This is a genomic window from Mycoplana sp. MJR14, assembly GCF_029210525.1.
GTDB lineage: Bacteria > Pseudomonadota > Alphaproteobacteria > Rhizobiales > Rhizobiaceae > Mycoplana.
Genome location: NZ_JARGEO010000009.1, coordinates 61,827 through 84,260 on the forward strand (window position 1 = coordinate 61,827; position 22,434 = coordinate 84,260).

At 65.4% G+C, this 22,434-nt stretch carries 25 protein-coding genes; 15 read left to right on the top strand and 10 right to left on the bottom strand.

Annotated elements, in window-relative coordinates:
- Window positions 1-11: 11 nt before the first annotated feature.
- Window positions 12-1,214, bottom strand: a complete 1,203-nt coding sequence (locus P0086_RS19115; RefSeq protein WP_112593547.1) for a pyridoxal phosphate-dependent aminotransferase — start codon at window positions 1,212-1,214, stop codon at window positions 12-14.
- 339 nt (window positions 1,215-1,553) lie between these two features.
- Here P0086_RS19115 and P0086_RS19120 point away from each other — a divergent pair, with 339 nt between their 5' ends.
- The 5 genes from P0086_RS19120 to P0086_RS19140 all read left to right on the top strand — a co-directional run bounded on the left by P0086_RS19120 (window position 1,554) and on the right by P0086_RS19140 (window position 5,443).
- Entirely contained in the window at window positions 1,554-2,435 is an 882-nt protein-coding gene (locus P0086_RS19120) for an EAL domain-containing protein (RefSeq protein WP_275788427.1), read from the top strand.
- Window positions 2,436-2,666: 231 nt separating this feature from the next.
- Complete coding sequence (locus tag P0086_RS19125) at window positions 2,667-3,107, top strand: hypothetical protein (protein WP_275788430.1); 441 nt, start codon at window positions 2,667-2,669, stop codon at window positions 3,105-3,107.
- A gap of 198 nt (window positions 3,108-3,305) precedes the next feature.
- Window positions 3,306-4,205, top strand: a complete 900-nt coding sequence (locus P0086_RS19130) for a DMT family transporter (RefSeq protein WP_275788433.1) — start codon at window positions 3,306-3,308, stop codon at window positions 4,203-4,205.
- A 451-nt stretch (window positions 4,206-4,656) separates the two neighbouring features.
- Entirely contained in the window at window positions 4,657-4,872 is a 216-nt protein-coding gene (locus tag P0086_RS19135; protein ID WP_097142268.1) for a cold-shock protein, read from the top strand.
- 148 nt (window positions 4,873-5,020) lie between these two features.
- Window positions 5,021-5,443: a BA14K family protein gene (locus tag P0086_RS19140; protein WP_275788438.1), complete on the top strand. Its 423-nt coding sequence runs from the start codon at window positions 5,021-5,023 to the stop codon at window positions 5,441-5,443.
- 72 nt (window positions 5,444-5,515) lie between these two features.
- Here the strand turns inward: P0086_RS19140 and P0086_RS19145 are convergent, their stop codons facing one another.
- From P0086_RS19145 to P0086_RS19155, 3 genes are all read right to left on the bottom strand, one after another.
- On the bottom strand, window positions 5,516-6,157 hold the full coding sequence (locus tag P0086_RS19145) for an MBL fold metallo-hydrolase (protein ID WP_275788710.1): 642 nt from the start codon (window positions 6,155-6,157) through the stop codon (window positions 5,516-5,518).
- Window positions 6,158-6,236: 79 nt separating this feature from the next.
- Entirely contained in the window at window positions 6,237-6,413 is a 177-nt protein-coding gene (locus P0086_RS19150; protein ID WP_162714998.1) for a hypothetical protein, read from the bottom strand.
- A 120-nt stretch (window positions 6,414-6,533) separates the two neighbouring features.
- Window positions 6,534-6,995: an Lrp/AsnC family transcriptional regulator gene (locus P0086_RS19155; protein WP_275788713.1), complete on the bottom strand. Its 462-nt coding sequence runs from the start codon at window positions 6,993-6,995 to the stop codon at window positions 6,534-6,536.
- A 131-nt stretch (window positions 6,996-7,126) separates the two neighbouring features.
- Between P0086_RS19155 and hppD the strand changes: the two genes are divergently transcribed.
- Window positions 7,127-8,236 carry a 4-hydroxyphenylpyruvate dioxygenase gene (hppD, locus tag P0086_RS19160; protein WP_112611876.1) on the top strand — a complete coding sequence of 370 codons (1,110 nt, stop codon included), beginning with the start codon at window positions 7,127-7,129 and terminating at the stop codon, window positions 8,234-8,236.
- A 265-nt stretch (window positions 8,237-8,501) separates the two neighbouring features.
- Window positions 8,502-8,771 carry a hypothetical protein gene (locus tag P0086_RS19165; protein WP_112593542.1) on the top strand — a complete coding sequence of 90 codons (270 nt, stop codon included), beginning with the start codon at window positions 8,502-8,504 and terminating at the stop codon, window positions 8,769-8,771.
- A 70-nt stretch (window positions 8,772-8,841) separates the two neighbouring features.
- Here P0086_RS19165 and P0086_RS19170 read toward each other — a convergent pair whose 3' ends face one another.
- Complete coding sequence (locus tag P0086_RS19170; RefSeq protein WP_275788716.1) at window positions 8,842-9,732, bottom strand: branched-chain amino acid aminotransferase; 891 nt, start codon at window positions 9,730-9,732, stop codon at window positions 8,842-8,844.
- A 313-nt stretch (window positions 9,733-10,045) separates the two neighbouring features.
- Here P0086_RS19170 and P0086_RS19175 point away from each other — a divergent pair, with 313 nt between their 5' ends.
- From P0086_RS19175 to P0086_RS19185, 3 genes are read left to right on the top strand one after another with little or no spacing between them, the layout of a single operon-like run.
- On the top strand, window positions 10,046-10,480 hold the full coding sequence (locus P0086_RS19175; protein WP_275788719.1) for a MarR family transcriptional regulator: 435 nt from the start codon (window positions 10,046-10,048) through the stop codon (window positions 10,478-10,480).
- Between the two features lie 32 nt (window positions 10,481-10,512).
- A complete protein-coding gene (locus P0086_RS19180) occupies window positions 10,513-11,214 on the top strand; it encodes a response regulator transcription factor (RefSeq protein ID WP_112593540.1) in 702 nt (233 codons plus the stop codon).
- A gap of 40 nt (window positions 11,215-11,254) precedes the next feature.
- Window positions 11,255-12,640: an ATP-binding protein gene (locus P0086_RS19185; protein WP_112593539.1), complete on the top strand. Its 1,386-nt coding sequence runs from the start codon at window positions 11,255-11,257 to the stop codon at window positions 12,638-12,640.
- Between the two features lie 15 nt (window positions 12,641-12,655).
- On the opposite strand, the gene P0086_RS19190 is transcribed toward P0086_RS19185, so the two are convergent.
- From P0086_RS19190 to P0086_RS19205, 4 genes are all read right to left on the bottom strand, one after another.
- On the bottom strand, window positions 12,656-12,997 hold the full coding sequence (locus P0086_RS19190; RefSeq protein ID WP_112611874.1) for a tRNA-binding protein: 342 nt from the start codon (window positions 12,995-12,997) through the stop codon (window positions 12,656-12,658).
- Between the two features lie 131 nt (window positions 12,998-13,128).
- Complete coding sequence (proC, locus tag P0086_RS19195; protein WP_112593535.1) at window positions 13,129-13,947, bottom strand: pyrroline-5-carboxylate reductase; 819 nt, start codon at window positions 13,945-13,947, stop codon at window positions 13,129-13,131.
- A 3-nt stretch (window positions 13,948-13,950) separates the two neighbouring features.
- Entirely contained in the window at window positions 13,951-14,451 is a 501-nt protein-coding gene (locus P0086_RS19200) for a YbjN domain-containing protein (RefSeq protein WP_112593534.1), read from the bottom strand.
- 388 nt (window positions 14,452-14,839) lie between these two features.
- Window positions 14,840-15,100 (bottom strand): accessory factor UbiK family protein, encoded by a 261-nt coding sequence (locus P0086_RS19205; RefSeq protein ID WP_112593533.1) that lies wholly within the window; start codon window positions 15,098-15,100, stop codon window positions 14,840-14,842.
- Between the two features lie 206 nt (window positions 15,101-15,306).
- Here P0086_RS19205 and lgt point away from each other — a divergent pair, with 206 nt between their 5' ends.
- From lgt to P0086_RS19230, 5 genes are all read left to right on the top strand, one after another.
- The gene (gene lgt, locus P0086_RS19210) at window positions 15,307-16,143 is read left to right on the top strand and encodes a prolipoprotein diacylglyceryl transferase (protein WP_275788449.1); all 837 of its coding nucleotides are present in this window, start codon (window positions 15,307-15,309) and stop codon (window positions 16,141-16,143) included.
- A 16-nt stretch (window positions 16,144-16,159) separates the two neighbouring features.
- Window positions 16,160-17,260, top strand: a complete 1,101-nt coding sequence (locus tag P0086_RS19215; RefSeq protein WP_275788452.1) for a class I SAM-dependent methyltransferase — start codon at window positions 16,160-16,162, stop codon at window positions 17,258-17,260.
- A gap of 105 nt (window positions 17,261-17,365) precedes the next feature.
- On the top strand, window positions 17,366-18,157 hold the full coding sequence (pgeF, locus tag P0086_RS19220) for a peptidoglycan editing factor PgeF (RefSeq protein ID WP_275788455.1): 792 nt from the start codon (window positions 17,366-17,368) through the stop codon (window positions 18,155-18,157).
- A 32-nt stretch (window positions 18,158-18,189) separates the two neighbouring features.
- Entirely contained in the window at window positions 18,190-19,341 is a 1,152-nt protein-coding gene (locus P0086_RS19225) for a Xaa-Pro peptidase family protein (protein ID WP_275788458.1), read from the top strand.
- 120 nt (window positions 19,342-19,461) lie between these two features.
- On the top strand, window positions 19,462-20,268 hold the full coding sequence (locus tag P0086_RS19230) for a hypothetical protein (RefSeq protein ID WP_275788722.1): 807 nt from the start codon (window positions 19,462-19,464) through the stop codon (window positions 20,266-20,268).
- A 121-nt stretch (window positions 20,269-20,389) separates the two neighbouring features.
- Here P0086_RS19230 and P0086_RS19235 read toward each other — a convergent pair whose 3' ends face one another.
- Window positions 20,390-21,943: a calcium-binding protein gene (locus P0086_RS19235; protein ID WP_275788460.1), complete on the bottom strand. Its 1,554-nt coding sequence runs from the start codon at window positions 21,941-21,943 to the stop codon at window positions 20,390-20,392.
- Window positions 21,944-22,434: the final 491 nt, after the last annotated feature.

Here is a 22,434-nt window from a genome sequence, read left to right on the forward strand (position 1 = left end):
GACGGCTGCTGTTACTTGCAGGCGGCGCAGAAGCGCTGGATGCGCTTGCAGGCCTCTTCCAGCTGTGCCTCGGAGGTCGCATAGGAGATGCGGAAGTTCGGGCCGAGGCCGAAGGCCGAGCCGTGCACGACGGCGACGCCTTCCGCTTCGAGGAGCTCGGAGACGAAGTCCTCGTCGGTCTCGATGACCTTGCCCGACGGCGCGGTCTTGCCGATCAGGCCCTTGCAGGAGGGGTAGACGTAGAACGCACCCTCCGGCGACGGGCACTCGATGCCCTTGGCCTGGTTGAGCATGGAGACGACGAGGTCGCGGCGGCCCTCGAAGATCTTCTTGTTCTCGGGGATGAAGTCCTGCGTGCCGTTCAGCGCCTCGACGGCGGCCCACTGTGCGATCGAGCAGGCGCCCGAGGTCTGCTGCCCCTGGATCATGTCCATCGCCTTGATGAGCGCGAGCGGGCCTGCGGCATAGCCGATGCGCCAGCCGGTCATGGCATAGGCCTTTGAGACGCCGTTCATCGTCAGCGTGCGGTCGTAGAGTTTCGGCTCGACCTCGACCGGGGTGGCAAACTTGAAGTCGCCATAGGTCAGGTGCTCGTACATGTCGTCCGTCAGGATCCAGACATGCGGATGCTTCAGGAGCACGTCGGTCAGCGCCTTCAGCTCGTCGTGCGAATAGGCCGCCCCCGAGGGGTTGGACGGCGAGTTGAAGATGAACCACTTCGTCTTCGGCGTGATCGCGCGGTCGAGGTCCTCCGGCGTCAGCTTGAACTTGTTTTCCTGCGTCGTCGCCACGAACACCGGCGTGCCGCCGCAAAGCGCCACCATCTCCGGGTAGGAGACCCAGTAAGGTGTCGGGATAACGACTTCATCGCCTTGATTCAGCGTCGCCATGAAGGCGTTGAAAAGAATCTGCTTTCCGCCGGTGCCGACGATCGTCTGGGCAGCGGTGTAGTCCAGGTTGTTCTCGCGCTTGAACTTCTTGACGATCGCCTCGCGCAGTTCGGGAATGCCGGAGACGGGCGTGTACTTCGTCTCGCCGCGGTTGATCGCCTCGATCGCCGCCTTCTTGATGTTGTCGGGCGTGTCGAAGTCCGGCTCGCCGGCCCCGAGCCCGATCACGTCGCGGCCCTTGGCTTTCAGATCGCGCGCTTTCTGCGACACGGCGATGGTGGCGGAAGGCTTCACACGGGAAAGAGCGTCGGCAAGAAAGGCCATGGTCGATTGTCCGTTTTCGGGTTCAAAGACAGCGTGAGGCCACGGGCCGCGCAAGCGCGGCCACTTGGCGGATAGGTCTATGGCCAAACTGCACCCGTCTGGCAAGACGCGCAGCACGAAAAACACGCCCGGCCGGCCTTTCCGCCCCGCCGGATGAAAAAGTTTCATGGACGCCATCAGGCGGATCGATGGGTCGGCCGCAACGGCGGCCCCTGTCACATTCTGCAACGAATGATTGCATAGCCCGGCATTTTATCTGAAACCTTAAATGCGGGTTAAGGCATGCGACGGTAGGTTGGGGACGGCCACCCGCCATTTTCGGTGCGCCGGAAGATACCGATGATCGAACGCAGCATATTCGCAAACATCAGCAGAGACGCCGACGGAACGACGACGGCACGCTACGGCCACTACATTCTTCAGTCGGCACTGCAGCCCATCCTGCGCGAGACCTCCGAGGGTCGCCTCGAACTCGAGGCCGTCGAGGGGCTGGTGCGCGCCAGTTGCGAGGGCGCGCTGGTGCCCCCGGCCGACTTCTTCGCCCTGGTCCCGGAGGAGGACCGGCCGATGGTCGACAGCCTCTGCCGCAGCCTGCACATCCTCAACGCCGGCCAGATCGCCCGCAAGGACCTGACCCTGCTCGTCAACTCCCAGCCGGGGCTCTACCGGTCGCCGCATGCGATCCGCCAGGAAGTCGACCGCATGCGCCTTGCCGCCCACGAGGCGGGCATGACGCCGGCCCGGATCGCCTGCGAGATCCGCGAATGGCCGGACGACGATTCGGACGCGCTGACCCAGTTCGCAAGACAGCTGCACGACGCGAACTTCCTCGTGGCGATCGACGAATATGCCGCAACCGACGAGGACATCGCACGCCTCGCCCGCCTTTCGCCGGACCTGTTGAAGTTCGACCCGATCTGGGTGAAGCGCTTTGCCGAGGGCTCGGCAGGGTCCGGCCTCATGCGCGTGATGGTCGCGCGTCTCGAGCGCGAGGGCATCCGCCCGATCGTCACCAACATCGAGGAGCCCTGGCAGGCCGAATTCTGCCGGGAGATCGGCATGCCGCTGATGCAGGGCTACCTGCTCGCACGGCCGCAGGTCGCGCCCACGTCCTTCGAGCTGGATTTTCCCGAGGAACAGGCGGCACCCGGGCCGGGTCATGCGGTCCACGAGGCCCGCGCCTACAGGGCCTCGCCGCGCTTCGGCCGCCGCACCGTCTGACCGGCGGCGGGCCGTCCCCTCTCCCCTGTCGGCGGCCGTCTAAGACGTTCCGTCCGCGCGGTTTATTCGTCCCGTACAACGGGCGTGCGGACCTTTCTGCAACCGCCACGTTTTCACCACAACAACTGTCTGGAGACGCCGCATTTCAGTCCCCCTGACGCCGACTTCGGCGCGCCTTCTTGCAGCCAACAGGGCGACAAGCCCGGCAGCAGAGCACGAAGGGGTAGGGAGATGTTTCTGGACGATGAGAAGGACTTCCGCGGCAGGCGCAAGCGCGAGGGCCGCACGGTCCTCTACATCACGCTGACGGCGCTGGCCGCCTGCGTGCTGATGTTCGTCGGCCTGATGAACGTCGCCAATGCCAGGGAGCTCGTCGACGAGCGCACGGTCATCTCCGGCATGATTGGCGACACACGCCTCTCGCTCGACCTCGGTCCCCGGGACGCCGCAGGCCATGCCGGAAACGTTGTTCCGGTCCTGTCGGACGGGCTGGACGCCATGACGACGGCCGCAACGGCTGCCGATGAAGACGACGCGACGTCGATCGACCGGCGCCTCGCCACCGCACTCGGCCTTGGCGCCCTGATCGTCGTGGCCGGGGTCGGCCAGCTGGCCGGCCGCGCCACCGAGACCCTTCCGTCGGAGCCCCAGCGCCGCAGCAGCGAAGCCTGACGATCACGACCGCCTCCAGTCGCCGGCGCGGGACCCGGGGCACCCCTGCAGCCCCCACATCCCGCGCCGGTCGTCCACCACGCCACAGGACACTGCGAGATTTCGCCACGGCGCGAAGACCGACGGCCGGCGACTTGCCCAATTTACAGGCAGATGCTAACGGCTTGGCCAGATCATCCCGCACATCGAGGGCCAGACGTGTCGCGCCTGCAGGCGAATCTCCTTCTGTTGCTGTCCGGCGCCATCTGGGGTGCCGGCTTCATCGCCCAGTCGACCGCGATGGAGACGCTCGGCCCGATCTGGTTCATCGGCCTGCGCTTCACAGTCGCCACGACCGTCGCCCTCCCCTTTGCGCTCATCGAGAAGAAGCGCGCCCCGGCCCCGACATCGACGGGAAACCGCATCGGCTTCGTGCTGACCGGGCTCGCATTGTTCGCCGCCGCTGCGACCCAGCAGGTCGGGCTGCTGACCACCTCGGTGACCAATTCCGGCTTTCTGACAGGCCTCTATGTCGTCTTCACGCCGATCCTGACGACGTTCGTGCTGCGCCGGCGGCCGCACTGGGTCGTCTGGCCCTCGGCGCTGGCGGCGACCGCCGGCATCTTCCTTCTGAGCGGCGGCGCCTTTTCGGCGCTGTCGACCGGCGATCTCCTGACGATCCTGTGCGCCTTCCTCTGGTCGGTGCAGATGATCTGCGTCGGCCTGTTCGCCGGACGCTCGCAGCGCCCGCTGGCGCTCTCCCTCGTCCAGTTCGCCGTCTGCGCGATCCTCGGCTGCGCCCTGGCCGCGGCGATCGAGCCCATCAGCCTGGCGGCGATCCGCGGCGCGCTGGTCGAGATCCTCTATGCCGGCTTCTTCTCCAGCGGCCTCGCCTTCATCTGCCAGAACGTCGCCCAGCGCCACACGACGGCGCCGCAGGCGGCGATCTTCCTATCCAGCGAGGCCCTGTTTGCCGCCCTGTTCGGTGTAGTTCTGATGGGCGACAGCATCGCCGCCGCCGGTTATGCCGGCTGCGCCATCATTTTCGTCGCGATGCTTGCCACCGAGCTTGTGCCGGAGCTGGAGAAGGCCAAGGAAAAGCGGCTGGCGGCTGCATAGTTCGCCCCTTTCTTGAACATGTGAACCAGCCCCTTTTGTGCTTTGCTGTCCCCCGGCCGGGTTATTGGGCGGCATGCCCAATATAGTTGCTGCGATGCCTACGAAACTGTTCCGGAATGCTGCAAGTCTATTGACCCACCCGCTGAAAAACCACCAAACCGGGGCGGGTCATGAAATGTTCGAAACTTTTGCTTGCCAATTCATCATAAACACAGCAATCTTCCCGAGTTCGGGCAATTTGCGGACATGGGAAGACCTTTAATAATAGCGCGCCGGAGACGCGATAAAAAATCCGGGCAGCCGTGCTGATAAGTTCCATGAGGAACAGCGCTTGGCTGGCTGCGGTAAAACAGGACCCTTTCCTCACATCGGAACTGCCTGCCTCACGCCCCCTTGGGGGCAAACGGAAATGCTGCCCGCCGCCTCGGGCAGAGAGAAAAGGACCTGACGCATGGCCGAAACTGGCACTGTAAAATTCTTCAACACCGAAAAGGGCTTCGGTTTCATCAAGCCCGATAATGGTGGTGCGGATATCTTCGTACACATCTCCGCTGTGCAGGCCTCTGGCCTGAACGGCCTCTCCGAGAACCAGAAGGTAAGCTTCGAAACGGAACCTGATCGCCGCGGCAAAGGCCCCAAGGCGGTCAACCTGCAGATCGCCGGCTGAGGCGGTCTTCAAAACCAGCTCTTTGCGACCCGGCATTCTGCCGGGTTTTTTTTGTCCCGCCTCGTTCAGCGCCCGTTCATTCACATGCCCCTACGCTTCGCACCATCGGGTGGTCGCCCATGGGTGACCAGAACCAGGGACGAATGAGATGAACAGATACCTGAAGTCGGCCGTTCTGGCCTTTGCAGTGGCAGCGACAACGCTCTCCTCCTTCGGAGCCGCCGAGGCAGGCGACCGCGACCGCTGGCGCCACGGCCACCATCACGACAACGATGCCGCCTGGGCGGCCGGTGCCGCCGGTCTCGTCACCGGCGTGATCGTCGGCGGCGCGATCGCCAATTCGCCGCGCTATGACGACGGCTACTACGCCGCCCCGCCGCGCCGCGTCTATGTCGAGCCGGAATATCGCCCGGTCCGCCGCGTCTATCGCGAGCGCGTCGTCGTCGGCGCCTTCGAGCCCTGGAGCCCGGAATGGTACGACTACTGCGAAAGCACCTACCGCTCGTTCAATCCCCGCTCCGGCACCTTCGTCGGCTTTGACGGGCGCGAGCATTTCTGCGTCGCCGGCTGAGGCAGGCACGGCAGCACGCAGCAAAAAGGCGGATGGGAAACCATCCGCCTTTTTTTGTTTTGATCGGCAGCCTCAGATGCCGCGCAGGAAGGGATTGGTCAGCCGCTCCTCGCCGATCCTGCCGCCCGGCCCATGGCCGCAGATGAAGCCGACATCGTCGCCGAGCGGCAGCACCTTGTCGCGGATCGAGGCGAGCAGCACCTGTTCGTCGCCGCCCGGCAGGTCGGTCCGCCCGACCGAGCCGCGAAACAGCACGTCGCCGAGATGGGCGAAGTTCTGCTGGCGGTTGAAGAAGATCACGTGCCCCGGCGCGTGGCCGGGCGTGTGGTACACCTCGAATTCGTGCTCGCCGAAGGCGACGCGGTCGCCGTCCTCCAGCCAGCGGTCGGGGACGACGTTCTGGACCTTCATCGCCACGCCGAACTTCTCCGCCTGCGTCTCCATCCGCTGCAGCAGCGGCAGGTCGTCCTTGTGCGGGCCGATGATGTCGAGGCCGAGCGCCTCCTTGAGCTCCTTCGCCCCGCCGGCGTGATCGAGGTGGCCGTGCGTCAGCCAGATGGCCTTCAGCGTGATGCCGTTCTTCTGCACCACGTCGACGATCGCCTCGACGTCCCCGCCCGGATCGACGATCACGCCTTCCTTGGTGTCCATGTCGAACAGGATCGTGCAGTTCTGCTGGAAGGGAGTGACGGGAATGATGCCCGCCTGAAGCATGCCCATGGGGTCCTCGCTGGGAATTGGCGCCGGCCCCGCATATAGCGGCTCCCGGCGCCGGACGCCACGGCCGAAAGCGTTAGCGCGCGCTGGCAACCTGCTGCAGCGCCGCCGCCTGGTCGATCGCGATCGGTGCCGGCGTGACCGTCGACAGGAGCAGGGCCACCACGGCGATGTTGGCGAGAGCGTAGGCATAGACCACGGCGCGCAGCCGGGTCGCGACGGTGCCGCCTTCTGCAAGCATCTGATTTTCCATTGACCTTGTCCCTTCGACCCGCCGGCGGTGCGCCATTGACTGAATGCAACCTACAACGACGATACGGGCCGTTCTGTTCCGCAAGAAACACGAACGGGCACGGCAATCTATTCGCTGCGCTCAGACAGGCAGCGCCGTCGTCTCCTTCAGCGTGTCGAGCACGATCGCGGTCTTCACATGCGAAACCGACTCGTGCGGCAGGAGCACGTCGTTGACGAAGGCGGACAGCGCCTTCAGGTTCGGCACCACTACCTTGATGATGTAGTCCATCTCCCCCGTCAGCGAGAACGCCTCCAGCACCTCGGGCAGGCTCGAGATCAGCCGGGCGAAGCGCTGGGCGTTGTCGCGGTTGTGGGTGGCCAGCGTCACCGTGACGATGATGACGATGCCGAGGTCGAGCTTTTCCCGGTCGAGTTCCGCCCTGTAGGCCCGGATGATGCCCTCCTCTTCCAGCCGCGCCCGCCGCCGCGAGCACTGGGACGGCGACAGGTTGATCCGCTCTGAGATCTCGTTGTTGGTCAGGCGCGCATCCTGCTGCAGAAGCGCCAGCAATTTTCGGTCGAATGCGTCCAAATGCACGATTTCCCCTCCCGAAGCCGCAATGATGCAAGAATACGTCACCAAGCGTCGATTGGCCACGCACTTTGCAAACATCATGCAGCGGCTCTGGCGCATACTTGCGCTTGATCAAGGAATTCGAGGAGGAGAATGCCATGGGACCTTTCCCGCACGACGCGCCCCCGGCGGAAATCAGCACCGAGAACCCGGCCGGCACCGACGGCTTCGAATTCGTCGAATTCGCCCATCCCGAACCCGAGAAGCTGCGGGAACTCTTCGCCCGCATGGGGTACTCGGAGGTGGCGCGGCACCGCACGAAGGACATCTCCGTCTGGCGGCAGGGCGACATCAACTACATCCTGAACGCCGAGAAGGGCTCGTTCGCCGAGCGTTTCGTCGACAAGCACGGCCCCTGCGCGCCATCGATGGCCTGGCGCGTCGTCGATGCCGAGCACGCGCTGCGGCATGCGGTGTCGATGGGCGCGGAGGAATATCGCGGCACCGACAAGTGCATCGACGCCCCCGCGATCGTCGGCATCGGTGGATCGCTGCTGTACTTCATCGATCGCTACGGCGAGAAGGGTTCGGCCTATGACGCCGAGTTCGCGTGGACCGGCGAACGCGACCCGAAGCCTGAAGGCGTCGGCTTCTACTATCTCGACCACCTGACCCACAACGTCTTCCGCGGCAACATGGACAAGTGGTGGGCGTTCTACCGCGAGCTCTTCAATTTCCGGCAGATCCATTTCTTCGACATCGCCGGCAAGATGAGCGGCCTGGTCTCGCGGGCGATCACCTCGCCCTGCGGCAAGATCCGCATTCCGCTGAATGAATCGACCGACGACCGCAGCCAGATCGAGGAATATCTGCGCAAGTACAACGGCGAAGGCATCCAGCACATCGCCGTCGGCACCGAGGAGATCTACGACGCGACCGACCGGCTGGCCGAGAACGGCCTGAAGTTCATGCCCGGCCCGCCGGAGACCTACTACGAGAAGTCGCAGGAGCGCGTCCACGACCACGACGAGCCGCTGCACCGGCTGAGGAAGCACGGCATCCTGATCGACGGCGAAGGCGTGGTGGACGGCGGCACGACGAAGATCCTCCTGCAGATCTTCTCCAAGACCGTGATCGGCCCGATCTTCTTCGAGTTCATCCAGCGCAAGGGTGACGAGGGCTTCGGCGAGGGCAACTTCAAGGCGCTGTTCGAATCCATCGAGGAAGACCAGATCCGCCGCGGCGTCTTCAACGACGCGGCCGAGTAAGGTCGCCGGCCTGCAGACACGGACGACGCCCGGGTTCGCATCGCGCGAGCCCGGGCGTCGTCCGTTCGAAGGGCCCCGCGGCGGCACGCCGGCCCCGGCAACACCGGAAAATTGACAGTTCGCGAAATCGCAACCACTCTGCTTGCTGCCGAGGGTATCGGCACTGGCGATTCGGTGGCCCGGGAGGGGCGCCGGCCAGCTTCACGTGTTCGTTGCCGGAAGGCCTCGACGCGCTTCCGGCACGACCCATACGGGGGGAATGCACATGGAAGCATTGATGCCACTCATCACACAGCTCATCAGCGGCGCGGTCGGCGGCAACGCCGTGGGCGCCATGCTGAAGCAGCAGGCGACCAGCGTGATCGTGCGGACGATCGTGGGCGCGATCGGCGGTGTCGGCGGCGGCCTGCTGCTGCAGGCCGTGGGTGGCGAGGCCGGCCTGTCCGTGCTCGTCGCCAATGCGATCGGCGGCCTCATCGGCGGCGGCGTCCTGCAGGCGATCGCCGGCAGCCTGCTCGGTCATCGGCAGGCCTGAGCCTGCGCTGGCGGCAAAGCCCGGATCCGTGAAGAGGCGACATCGACCATGCCGCCTCTTCCCTTACGGGCTATTCCGCCGCAGCGGCAAACGGATGGACCTCGCGCATGTAGTCGTTCATCAGCGTCTCGCAGATCTTGCCCGGCGTGAAGCGGTAGGGGCCGATCTCCGACACCGGCGTCACTTCCGCGGCCGAGCCGGTGAGGAAGCACTCGCTGAACCCGGAGAGCTCCTCCGGCATGATCGCCCGTTCGACCACCTGGTAGCCGCGGCGCTTCGCGAGCTCGATCACCGTCTGGCGGGTGATGCCGTTCAGGAAGCAGTCCGGCGTCGGCGTGTGGATGACGCCGTCCTTGACGAAGAAGATGTTGGCGCCGGTCGCTTCGGCCACCTGGCCGCGGTAGTCGAGCATCATCGCGTCCGCATAGCCCTTGGCTTCCGCGGCATGCTTGGAGATCGTGCAGATCATGTAGAGGCCGGCGGCCTTGGATTCGCACGGCGCCGTCCTCGGATCGGGGCGGCGGTACTCGGCGATGTCGAGGCGGATGCCCTTCAGCTTCTCGGCCGGATTGAAGTAGCTGCCCCACTGCCAGATGGCGATGGCGACGTTGATGCGGTTCTGCTGCGCCGACACGCCCATCGATTCCGATCCCCGCCAGGCGATCGGCCGCACATAGGCCTCGGAGAAGCCCTGCCGCTTTAGAAGCTCGACGCTCGCCGCATCCAGTTCCTCCACCGAATAGGGGATCTCGAAGCCGAGGATCTCGGCAGAGCGGTGCAGGCGCCGGCTGTGCTCGGTGAGCTTGAAGATGCGCCCGCCATAGGCGCGCTCGCCCTCGAACACCGCACTCGCATAGTGAAGGCCATGCGTCAGCACGTGGATCTTCGCGTCCGCCCAGGCGACAAATTCGCCGTTGAACCAGATCTGGCCTTCCATTTGATCGAAGGGAACCGCCATGATGCTTCCTCCCGGCCGCAGAGGCCGTCTTGATGTTGATTTTGCTGCCCGATACGGTCTAACCAGAAACAGGCATGATACTGCCTTGCCAACAGTGCCGGAAGCGCCGGTGAGAACGGGGAACCGCTCCGGCGCATCGGACGAAGGCGCCGTCGGCAAGTTGTGGACAACGCGTAGCAAGAGTGTAAAAATATGTCAACAACACTGACATATTTTTGCGATTGTTGCGCGCATCACTGCTGCCATGAAAGGAAATGACCGCGTGGGACGACTGACTTCGGAACGCAAGGCGACGAACGAGTTCTACGACCAGCCGTTGACCGACGAAGGCGGCATCGACTTCGAGATCATCGAGGGCTTCTTCTTCGCCTATCGCGACTTCATCTCCGACCCCGACGCCATCCTGGAGAGGAGCGGCTTCGGACGCGCGCACCACCGCGTCGTGCACTTCGTCAACCGCGAACCGGGACTGACGGTGGCCGACCTGCTCGATACGCTGAAGATTACCAAGCAAAGTCTCGCGCGGGTTTTGAAACAACTGATCGATTCGGGCTATATTCGCCAGGTGGCCGGCCCGGAGGACCGCAGGCAGCGCAAGCTGTATCCGACGCGTTCGGGCCGCGAACTGGCGCTGGCGCTGGCGCAGCCCCAGCAGGAGCGCATAGAGCGCGCCTTCGAGGGGATGAGCGTGGAGGATCGCGCCGCCGTGACGCGCTTCCTCGCCGGCATGCAGAATGCGCGCCAGGAGTAGCGGCGCGCAAGAGTGAGATCGGACAGACAGTGATGACGACGCAAGACAGGCCTTCCGACGACGCCGCCCATCTCCTGATCGTCGACGACGACAAGCGCATCCGCGAGCTTCTCAGCCGCTACCTGGCGGGCGAAGGCTTTCGTGTGACCGTCGCGGGCGACGCCGACGAGGCGCGCCGCCGGCTGGAGGGCCTCGACTTCGACCTGATCGTGATGGACGTGATGATGCCGGGCGAGACCGGCCTGCAATTGACGGAGAGCCTGCGCGCGATCCGCAACATCCCGATCATCATGCTGACGGCGCTGACGGAGACCACCGCCCGCATCGAAGGGCTGGAGGCCGGCGCCGACGACTACCTCGCCAAGCCCTTCGAGCCGCGCGAACTGGTGCTGCGCATCAACAACATCCTCAAGCGCAACACCCAGCCCACGGCCCCCAAGATCGAGCAAGTCATGTTCGGGCCATACACCTTCTCTATCGTGCGCAAGGAACTGAAGCGCGGCGGCGATCCGATCCGGCTGACCGACCGCGAGCAGGAGATCATGCTGCTCTTTTCGCTGCGCGCCGGCGAGACCATCCCGCGCCACGAGCTGATCGGCGAGGAGACGGATGTCGGCGAGCGCACGATCGACGTCCAGATCAACCGCCTGCGGCGCAAGATCGAGGATGATCCGACCAATCCCGTCTGGCTGCAGACCGTGCGCGGCATCGGCTACAGGCTGAGCATCGAATAGCAACAGGGGCCGGCAGAAGAGCGAAACGGCAAACGGCGACATGACAGCCTTCGAAACCTTCAAGCGCGAAATCGAGAGGACGCCGCTTTCCGGCTGGCGCAACGTCGTCAAGTGGCTGCGCCGGCGGCTGCCGACCGGGCTCTACACGCGATCGCTGCTCATCATCATCATTCCGATGGTGCTCCTGCAGTCGGTCGTCGCCTTCGTCTTCATGGAGCGCCACTGGCAGCTGGTGACGGAGCGGCTGTCGATGGCGGTCACCCGTGACATCGCCGCGATCATCGACCTGATCGACACCTTCCCCGACGACGGCGCCAATGCCGAGATCATCCGCATCGCCCGCGACCGGATGAACCTCAACATCGCCATCGAGAAGGGCAACGAACTGCCGCCGCCGCAGCCGAAGCCCTTCTTCAACATCCTCGACCACATCCTCTCCGAGCAGATCACCAAGCAGATCAAGCTGCCCTTCTGGATCGACACGCTTGGCGACAGCGACCTGGTCGAGATCCGCATCCTCGTCGACCAGGACAAGACGCTGCGCGTCTATGCCCGCCGCAACCACACCTACGCCTCCAACACCCATATCTTCCTCGTCTGGATGGTGGGCGCCTCGCTCGTGCTGCTGACGATCTCGATCCTGTTCCTGCGCGGGCAGATCCGCCCGATCCTGTCGCTGGCGCACGCGGCCGAGAGCTTCGGCAAGGGGCAGAAGATGCCCGATGACTTCGCCCCGCGCGGCGCCGACGAGGTGCGGCGCGCCGGCCTCGCCTTCATGCTGATGCGCGAGCGCATCGAGCGGCAGATGGAACAGCGCACGGCCATGCTGACCGGCGTCAGCCACGACCTGCGCACCATCCTCACCCGCTTCAAGCTGCAGCTCGCGCTCGCCGGCAAGAACCCCGACCTCGAAGGCCTGAACAAGGACGTCGAGGACATGCAGAGCATGCTGGAGGGCTATCTCTCCTTCGCCCGCGGCGAGGCCGAGGAGGACGTCGGCCATCTCCGCCTCAGCGATCTCATCGACAAGTTCGAGATGGAGGCCGAGCTCCACAACAAGCAACTGACCAGCACGATCGAGGGCGAGGACGAGGTCATGGTGCGGCCGAACGCGTTCTCGCGGCTCGTCGGCAACATCGTCTCCAACGCGCTCCGCTATGCCAACAAGGTGCAGATCCAGGCCCGCCACAGCGCCAAGTGGCTGACGATCGTCGTCGACGACGACGGCCCCGGCATCCCAGAGCGTTCGCGCGATGACGTGTTCAAGCCGTTCTTCCGCCTCGACGAGGCCCGCAACCTCGATTCCTCCGGCACCGGCCTGGGACTCGCGATCGCCCGCGACATCGCCCGCAGCCACGGCGGCAACGTCACCCTGTCCGACAGCCCCCTCGGCGGCCTGAGGGCCACGATCCGGATCCCGGCGTAGAATTCGTTTCGGACGTCAGCAGAGCCTCGCGCCGTTCGGCACCGGCCGCTCGGCCGCGGCGAGGACGATCGCGCCGGCTTCGTCGGCAAAGCCCAGCGTCAGAACTTCCGAGCGAACCGGACCGATCTGGCGCGGCGGGAAATTGACGACGCCCAGCACCTGCCGGCCGACCAGCCGATCCGGTCCGTAGTGCACGGTGATCTGGGCCGAGGACTTCTTCAAGCCGATCTCCGGGCCGAAGTCGATCACGAGCTTGTAGGCCGGCTTGCGCGCCTCGGGAAATTCGGCGGCTTCGACGATGGTGCCGACGCGAATGTCGACCCGCTCGAAATCGGCAAAGGAAATCGTCTCGGACATGAAATGCTCCATCAAATGCGAAATACCAATCGCCCGCTGTCCGGCCGGACACGGTGGGATCGCCTTACTGGTTATCGCATGAAGACCAGGCGGTCGAGCCCGCACCCAGTCCGTGCGCGCGCACGGCCATGTCAGCCGGCGAGTTCCTCGGCGCGCTTGCGGGCTGCCTCGATGGCGCGGTCGAACAGCGGCTGCATACCGTCCTTGTCCATGAGGATCGCGAGTGCAGCGGCCGTGGTGCCGCCGGGCGAGGTGACGTTCTGGCGAAGCCTGGCGGCGTCATCGGGGGACTGGTGAAGAAGTTCACCAGCCCCCGAGACGGTTTCCCGCGCAAGACGCATGGCGAGGTCCGCCTGCAGGCCGGCTTTGCGGCCTGCCTCAGCCATGCACTCCACGAGATAGAAGACATAGGCCGGACCGCTTCCGGAAAGGGCGGTGACGGCGTCGATATCGGCTTCCTTGTCGACCCATTCGACCGGGCCGCTGACCTTGAGAAGGCCATGCACCTGCTCGCGCTGGTCCTTGGTCACCCGGTCGTTGGCAAAGGCGCCGGTAACGCCCCGGCCGACCATCGCCGGTGTGTTCGGCATCGCCCGAACCATGGCCGCCGGCCCCAGATGCGCCTCGAGGTTACGGAGCGTCTTGCCGGCCGCGACCGAGACCACGACCGTATCCGGCCCCACAAGTCCCTTCAGCGGCGGCAGCACGATGTCCATCACCTGCGGCTTGACGGCCACGAACAGGACGCCTGCGGTCGTCCCGGCGGGCGGAGAGACTTCGTGGCGCGCGCCGTTGTCGGCGATCAGCTTCTGCATGGCCGCAGACGGGCCGGGATCGATGACGAGGATGGAGCCGCCCGGCACGCCGCTCTTCAGCCAGCCGGCGAGCATCGCCCCGCCCATGTTGCCGGCACCGACGAGAACGACTGGACCTGCCTTCCCAACACTCATGCCTTACGCTTCTCCGACCGTCTCGAACATCACCGCATCGACTGCGGCCTGCGCATCCATGCCCGACCAGACGACGAACTGGAATGCCTGGAAATAGGCCTCGCAGGTCTCGAGCGCGCTGGACAGCAGCACCTCGACCTGGCGGTTCGTCGGCTCGGCGCCGCCGGCAAGCAGCAGCGACTGGCGAAAGATCACCACATCCTCGTGCCGCCACAGGTCGAAGTGCCCCATGAGCACCTGGCCGTTGACGTGCGACAAGAGCCTGATGACTTCATTGACACGGCTTTCGGGCACCTTGATGTCGAAGGCGCAGGCAAGGTGCAGCGCCTCGAATTCTTCCATCCAGGAAAAGGAAACGTGGTAGTCCGTCCACTTGCCCTCGACCGTCATCGCGATCTCGTCTTCGCCGGAGCGCTCGAACGACCAGTCGTTGTTTGCAGCGACGAATTCGATCATGTCGACCGGATTCGACTGCCTTGCGATTTCCAATTCCATCAGGCTCATGCATCACCCTTTTGGCCGGATAGGCGCACGCCGTCGCAACCACGCACGACGAGAACGCAGACACCCACTCCGGAAGAACACTGAATGATTTCGCAGCACTGCCAGAGTCTGACCAACTAACCCTGCCCCAAGCTGGCGTTGCCGTCTCGAATCATCATTTAAAATCAGTGTATAACGGCAGAGTCCCGACACCAGCCCCCGCAGCCCATTTTGTCGCCGCCGTTGTGGACAGAGGTTGCCAAACAGATTCAGCGCCGCACCTCAAGTGACTCTGCGATAAGGCTTTTTTAACGATGTCCACAGGGGCAAAAAATTCTTCAAAAAAGCAAAGGCCGGCACGCGGGTCCCGCGGCCGGCCTTCCCTAACGTCAGCCGATGCTGCGTCGGGCTACTTTTTCGCCGCAGCCGGCTTCGCCTCGAGCGCCTCGATGCGCTTCAGGAGCGCGTCGTTCTCCTCGCGCGCCTTGACCGCCATCTCCCGCACGGCCTCGAATTCCTCGCGCTTGACGAGGTCCAGGCCGTTCAGGAAGCGCTCGGCCTGCGCCCGGAAGACGGTTTCCATCTCCTTGCGCACGCCCTGCGCCGCGCCCGCGGCATCGGTCATCAGCTTGGCGAAGTCATCGAGAATTCGACTGCTTCCGGTGGTCATTGTCGGCCTCCTCGGCTTTGAAAGCATTTCGCGGCCCAGCGCCGCATCCTTTTCCTGAGGTAGGATGTGGCACCGGGCGATGCAAGCGGAATCGCTTGGGGACGACCCGGCACAGCCGAACATGCCGCCGATCGATCCGGCGAAATCGGCTTGACCATCCCATGGCCGGACGCCATGTTCCGGCCGAACCAACCGGACCAGAGCCCTTGATCGCAGCAGCAGAACTTTTCGCCGTCATGGCGTTCCCCAACATCGACCCGGTCGCCTTCTCGATCGGCCCCGTCGCCGTCCACTGGTACGGGCTGGCCTATGTCGCAGGCATCCTGCTGGGATGGTTCTATGCCCGCCGGCTGGTCTCGCGCGCCGATCTGTGGCCGAAGGACAATCCGCCCATGACCCTCGCCCAGCTCGACGACTTCCTCGTCTGGGCGGCCCTCGGCGTCATCCTCGGCGGACGGATCGGCTACATCCTGTTCTACGATTTCGCCGCGGTCGTCGACGATCCGCTGCGCGCCGTCCAGATCTGGAACGGCGGCATGTCATTCCACGGCGGCTTCACCGGCACCACCATCGCCATGATCCTGTTTGCCCGCCGGAACGGCATCCGCATCTGGAGCCTGTTCGACATCGTCGCCGCCGTCGTGCCGATCGGCCTGTTCTTCGGCCGCATCGCCAATTTCATAAACGGCGAGCTGTGGGGCAAGCTCTCCGGCCTGCCCTGGGCCTTCGTCTTTCCCAATGCCGGCCCCTTCGCCCGCCATCCGAGCCAGCTCTACGAGGCAGCACTCGAGGGCCTCGTGCTGCTCGCGCTGCTGGCCGTTGCGATCTATGCCTTCGGGGCGCTGAAGCGACCCGGCTTCGTGACCGGCCTGTTTGTCGCCGGCTATGCGGTCTGCCGCATCTTCGTGGAATTCTTCCGCGAGCCGGACGCGCAGCTCGGCTATCTCCTCGGCGGCTGGCTGACCATGGGCATGCTGCTGTCGCTGCCGATGCTGGCGCTCGGCCTCTGGGCGATGCTGCGCGCCCGGCGTGCCGCCGTCTGAGGCGAGGAGGCCGGCCATGTCGACGCCCCTCGCCCGCAAGATCAAGGCCCTGATCCGCACCAACGGCCCGATCAGCGTCACCGATTACTTCTCGCTCTGCCTCGCCGATCCCGAGCATGGCTACTACAAGACCCGCGAGCCGTTCGGCACGGAGGGCGATTTCGTCACCGCGCCCGAGATCAGCCAGCTGTTCGGCGAGATGCTCGGCGTCTTCATGGTCAACGCCTGGCATCAGCACGGCGCACCGGCCGCAGTCCGCTTCGTCGAGATCGGCCCCGGCCGCGGCACGATGATGGCCGACATGATGCGCGTCGTCGCAAAGCTCGCGCCGAAGCTCCTTGACGCCGCCACCTTTCACCTCGTGGAGACGAGCCCGCGCCTGCGCGAGATCCAGCGGCAGACGCTGCAGGACCGCGCCGCCCGCGTCGCCTGGCACGACAGCTTCGACGAGGTGCCGGAAGGCTTCACGCTTCTGGCCGCCAACGAACTGTTCGACGCGATCCCGATCCGCCAGTTCGTCCGCACCCCGACCGGCTTCCGCGAGCGCATGGTCGGGCTCGATGCGGACGGTGAGCTGACATTTGCCGCAGGCGTCGCCGGCATCGACCCGGCGCTCCTGCCGGAAAGCCACAGGTCCCAGCCGGTCGGGGCGATCTTCGAGGTCGCCACGGCACGCGAGGCGGTGATGGCGGCGATCTGCGAGCGCCTGCGATTGAAGGGTGGAACGGCGCTCGTCATCGACTACGGCCATGTCGCGACCGGCTTCGGCGACACGCTGCAGGCGGTCCTGCGCCATGCCTTCGACCCGCCGCTCGCCCATCCCGGCGAAGCCGACCTCACGAGCCACGTCGACTTCGAGCGGCTCGCATCCGTCGCCCGCGACAGTGGACTGCGCGTGCATGGCCCGCTGCACCAGGGCGATTTCCTGATGGGCCTGGGGCTCGCCGACCGGGCCGCAGCCCTCGGCCGCGGCCGCAGCGAGGACCTGCAGCGCCAGATCGTCGCCGATGTCGAGCGGCTGGCCGGTTCCGGCGCCGGCAACATGGGCGACCTGTTCAAGGTGCTGGCCGTCTCCGGCGCGCCCGTGGCGCTTGCGCCGTTCCGGCCGGCGGATTGACAGCCCACCCACCGGCGATCAACATCGCCCCCGCTCTTGAATCGGACACCGCATTGTCCGCAGCCCGCCAGGGTTCCCGCTCCCCCCGGGAGCCGCAACGAAGCGATGAAGGATGACGCCGTGCTTTCCCCCGTCCAGTCCCCGCTGATCTCGCGCGCCGCCGGCGACGCGGTCCGGCATGGCTATTTCACCCGCAAGGGCGGCGTATCCGACGGCATCTATGCCGGCCTCAACGTCGGCCTCGGCTCCAATGACGAGCGCGAGCGGGTCGTCGAGAACCGCAGGCGCGTCGGCGACTGGTTCGGCACCGTCCCCGCGCGCCTCGCCACCGTCCACCAGGTCCACTCGCCGGACGTCGTCACCGTCGACGACGGCTATGACGGCGAGAGGCCGACGGCGGATGCGCTCGTGACGGCGACGCCCGGCCTCGTCGTCGCCGTCCTCAGCGCCGATTGCGGACCGGTGCTGTTCGCCGATCCGAAGGCCGGTGTCGTCGGCGCCGCCCATGCCGGCTGGAAGGGCGCCCTGACCGGCGTGCTGGAAAACACCATCGCCGCCATGGAGAGACTGGGCGCCGCCCGGCAAAACATCGTCGCCTGCCTCGGCCCCTCGATCAGCAAGCGCCACTATGAGGTCGGTCCGGAATTCGTCGAGCGCTTTGTCGGAACAAACGAGTCCTACGGCGCATTCTTTTCGCCGTCCGAGCGCCGCGGCCATGCGATGTTCGACCTGCCGGCGCTGACGCTTCGGCGGCTGACGGAGGCCGGCATCGAGGCCGAGAACCTCGACATCTGCACCTACCCGGAGGATGCCGACTATTTCTCCTATCGCCGGACCGTCCACCGCAAGGAGCCCGACTACGGCCGCCAGATTTCGGCGATCATGATCCGCGGCTGAAGACTGACAAGAAACGGACAAGGGAGCGAAGCATGGCCCTGCATTTCGAGACCGAGGAATATGCCAACCGGCTTCAGCGCCTGACGGCGCGGATGCGCGAGGAAAAGCTCGACGCCATGCTGCTCTTCGCCCAGGAGAGCATGTACTGGCTCACCGGCTATGACACGTTCGGCTACTGCTTCTTCCAGACCCTCGTCGTCCGGGCCGACGGCGAAATGGTGCTGCTGACGCGCTCGGCCGACCTGCGCCAGGCGCGGCAGACCTCGACGATCGGCAAGATCGAGATCTGGGTCGACCGGGCGAACGCCGATCCGGCGATGGACCTGAAGAACCTCCTGTCGGAGATGGACCTGCTCGGCTGCCGCATCGGCGTCGAATACGACACCCACGGCCTGACGGGCCGGAACGCCAAGCTCCTCGACAACCAGCTCCAGAGCTTCGGCGAACTGGTCGACGCCTCGCTGCTGGTGGGCCGGCTGCGGCTGATCAAGAGCGCCGCCGAGATCGCCTATGTGGAGCGGGCGGCAGCCCTTGCCGACGACGCGCTGGACGCGGCCCTGCCGCTGATTGCCCCGGGCGGCGACGAGGCGGCGATCCTCGCGGCCATGCAGGGCGCCGTCCTTGCCGGCGGCGGCGACTATCCGGCCAACGAGTTCATCATCGGCTCGGGCGAGGATGCGCTGCTCTGCCGCTACAAATCCGGCCGGCGTCGCCTCGATGCCAGCGACCAGCTGACGCTCGAATGGGCCGGCGTCAGCGCCCACTACCATGCGGCGATGATGCGCACGGTCGTCATCGGCGAGCCGACCAACCGCCACAGCGAGCTCTACAGCGCCTGCCGCGAGACCATCCAGGCGATCGAGATGGTGCTCCGGCCGGGCAACACCTTCGGCACCGTCTTCGACACCCATGCACGGATCATGGACGAGCGCGGCCTCGCCCGGCATCGGCTGAACGCCTGCGGCTATTCGCTCGGCGCGCGCTTTTCGCCCTCCTGGATGGAGCAACAGATGTTCCACGTCGGCAATCCACAGGAAATCCTGCCCGACATGTCGCTGTTCGTGCACATGATCATCATGGATTCCGACACCGGAACGGCGATGACGCTGGGCCAGACCTACCTGACGACCACCGACGAGCCGAAGGCTTTGTCGCGCTACGGCCTCGATTTCATCGAGGTCTGACCGATCCCCGTAGCCCTTGCGGGAAAATCCGGGAATTGACACGCAACGACGGCGCACCGCATAAATCCCTGCGTGGAATGGAGGGACGATGCGACTTTCCGGACGGCGGACGTGAAACGGATGCGCGAGCTGAGGCAACGGCTGGCCCTGATCGGTCTTCTCATCCTGGGAGGCTGCAACAGCACGGATGCGCTGACGCCGCCCATGGACGTCGGCGGCGCTGCGGCGCAGTCGCCGCCGGTCACGCAGCGCGACCTCGACCAGATGAGCGCCGACAGCCGGCCGGTCGGCAACGCCCAGGTCTCGGCGATGGGCGCCCCGCGGCAGGCCGGCCCCACCGACAGCCTCGAATCGCAGGCCGCGGCCCTTTCGAGCGGCAATTCCAATCCCGTTTCCAGCGGCGAAGGCGGGATCGTCGTCGACGACCCCTCGCCCGCCAATGCCGCACCGGCGGCCGGAAATACGCCCCGCCAGCCGGCAGCCCAGCCGCAGCAAGCCGCGCCGGCCCAGCCACAGCCTGCAGCACCGCAGACCAACTCGGCGGCCGTGGCCCCCGCCGCCGGCGAGAGCATCCGCTTCCTGCCGATCATCGGCGCGCCGGTCGAGGCGGTCACGCCGCTGTCGCGCCAGCTCGGCGCGCAGGCGCGGGCGCGCGGCCTGACGATCAAGAGCTCCTCCGACAACTCCAGCCGGCATATCCTCAAGGGCTATTTCTCGGCCATGGCCGACGGCGGCAAGACCACCGTCACCTATGTGTGGGACGTGCTCGACAGCTCAGGCGCCCGCCTGCATCGCATCCAGGGCCAGGACAGCGTCGAGGCGACCGCCAACGATCCCTGGGCCGCCGTGCCCGCCGGCACGATGGAAGCGATCGCGAGCCGCACCATCCAGGAATACATGGCCTGGAAACAGCAGACCGGCGGCTGAAAGGCGCAGGCAGCCACGCCCGGCCGGTTGCCGGGCGCGATTTCGCCAGTGAATGCGCGTGTCCGCGCCCGACGTCGCCCGGACCTGAGCAGGCGCTCGCCCCCACCCCGCCGGCTGCGGATCAGGCAAACAGGAAGTCGTCGGCCGCCAGGTTGACGACGCCGGCGACGGTGATGTCGTTGTTGGCATCGAAGCGGATGACGCTGTCGTCGCCGACGAAGTCGATGTCCAGGTCGGCAAATTCATGGATCCCGCTGGCCGCGTAGGCCTTCAGGTCGATCCTGTCGACGCCCTTTTCGAACTCCATCGTGTCGTGGCCGTTCAGCGGGGCGAACACGAAGCGGTCGGCATCCTCGCCGCCGTCCATGTGATCGCTGCCGACACCGCTCACCAGCGTATCCCGGCCGGTGCCGCCGCTGAGCTCGTTGTCCGCACCGCCGATCACCGTGAGCCGGTCGTTGCCCGAGCCGCCCATCAGGATGCTCGCCCCGACCGACCCGGCAGCGACGGTGGCAATCAGCGTGTCGTCACGGGCCCCGCCATCGAGGCGGTTCTGCGCCAGCGAGTCCGCGTTCTCCGGCGGATTGTAGAGATCGACGTCGAGATACGCCTCGAGGCGATCATTGCCGTCGCCGCCCTTCAGCACGTTGGCAATGTCGAACAGGCCCGTGCCGCCCCGCGCATGCAAGGTCAGCCGGGCCTCGAGAACATCCCAGCCGTCACCGCCATCGAGATGCTGCAGCGCCGACGCCATAGTCCCCGCCGAGGTCGCAACCATCTCCGCCTTCAGGTCGTCGCCGCCGCTCCCGCCGTAGAGGCGGCTCGTGATGTCGATGAACCAGTTGCCGCTGTCCTCGTGCTTGACCTCCAGCACGTCGTTGCCGCTGTCGCCCCAGAGTTCGTTGAGGCCGACCGGTGACGACGAGTTCGAATTCGTGAAGTTGTAGGCGTGCAGGACGTCGTTTCCTTCCTCGCCGCGCAGGCTGTTCTTCACGAGCTCCGTGCCGTTCGCGCGGCCTCTCGCGGATGCGTCCAGGAAGTCGTCGCCGGAGCCGCCCTTCAGCACGTTGATGGCGGTTGCAGACATCGCGTCGTGCTCGGTCTCCGCCTGCGCCACGATCCGGTCCCTGCCGCTGCCGCCGTCGACACAGTTCCTGACGTAATTGTCCCTGATCGCGCCGCGCGCATCGGCCAGGACATCGATCGTGTCGTTGCCGGTTCCGCCGAGAACCTTGTTCTTCAGCGTGACGTTTCCGAAAATGACAGCAGCGACATTGGCCACCGCCTTGATGGTGTCGTTGTCATCGCCGCCGGAGAGAAGGTTCTCGGCGCTGAACTGCTGGCTGGAATTCGGCGGGGCCTCGCTCTGCAGGGTGATCTTCGAATCCAGCTTGTCCCAGCCCTTGCCGCCATACTGGATGGCGAGCCCCTCGACCGGATCGCCGGATGTGGCCAGCGCGAGCACGTCCGTGCTCAGCCAGTCGCCGCCCTTGCCGCCGATGAGGGCGGTGCGGTTGTAGGTACTGCTGAGTTCATCCTTGCCGCACAGGCCGAAGACGGCATCCCTCTCGGCTTCCGCCGAAAGGACGTCGGCATATTGCGTGCCGATGATCGTGCTGTTGATGGGATCGATGCGTGCAAGCCACTCGTATGCAGCCAGTTTCACTTTAGCCATCTTCGCCTCCCGCCATAAGGCAAGTAAATCAAAGAACTTTTCATAGCCATGCACTGACGTTGCTTGAACCAGCAAAACAACTCAGGAATTTTCTAGGATAGGCTATGGTGTTCTTTGATGTGCAATTTGTCCACGTAGACAAATTCATGCAGGCGGCTTCCGAAGCATTCCCCCGAAAGACTTAACCCTGGGCCTTGTGGATCATCACCGTGCAGGCGCGGCACCCCAAGCCACAATCATGGGTTACTTCGATTGATTTGATACACCAAATCGTATGGGCGATGGGGCTGCCCTCGACGATCGGCGAGCCGGGCCGCCGCCGCGGGCGATAGGCCGTGCGGCTCCCGCCGGACGCAGTCCTTTGCATGCACGCCTGACGTGGCGCGGCCCCCGATGGAACCACCCTCGCGCGCACCGGGCGAGGGAAAGAGCGGAAAACCCTCCGGCACGGGACTTGCATTCACGCGAAGGAACGCTAAAAGGCAGCCCAT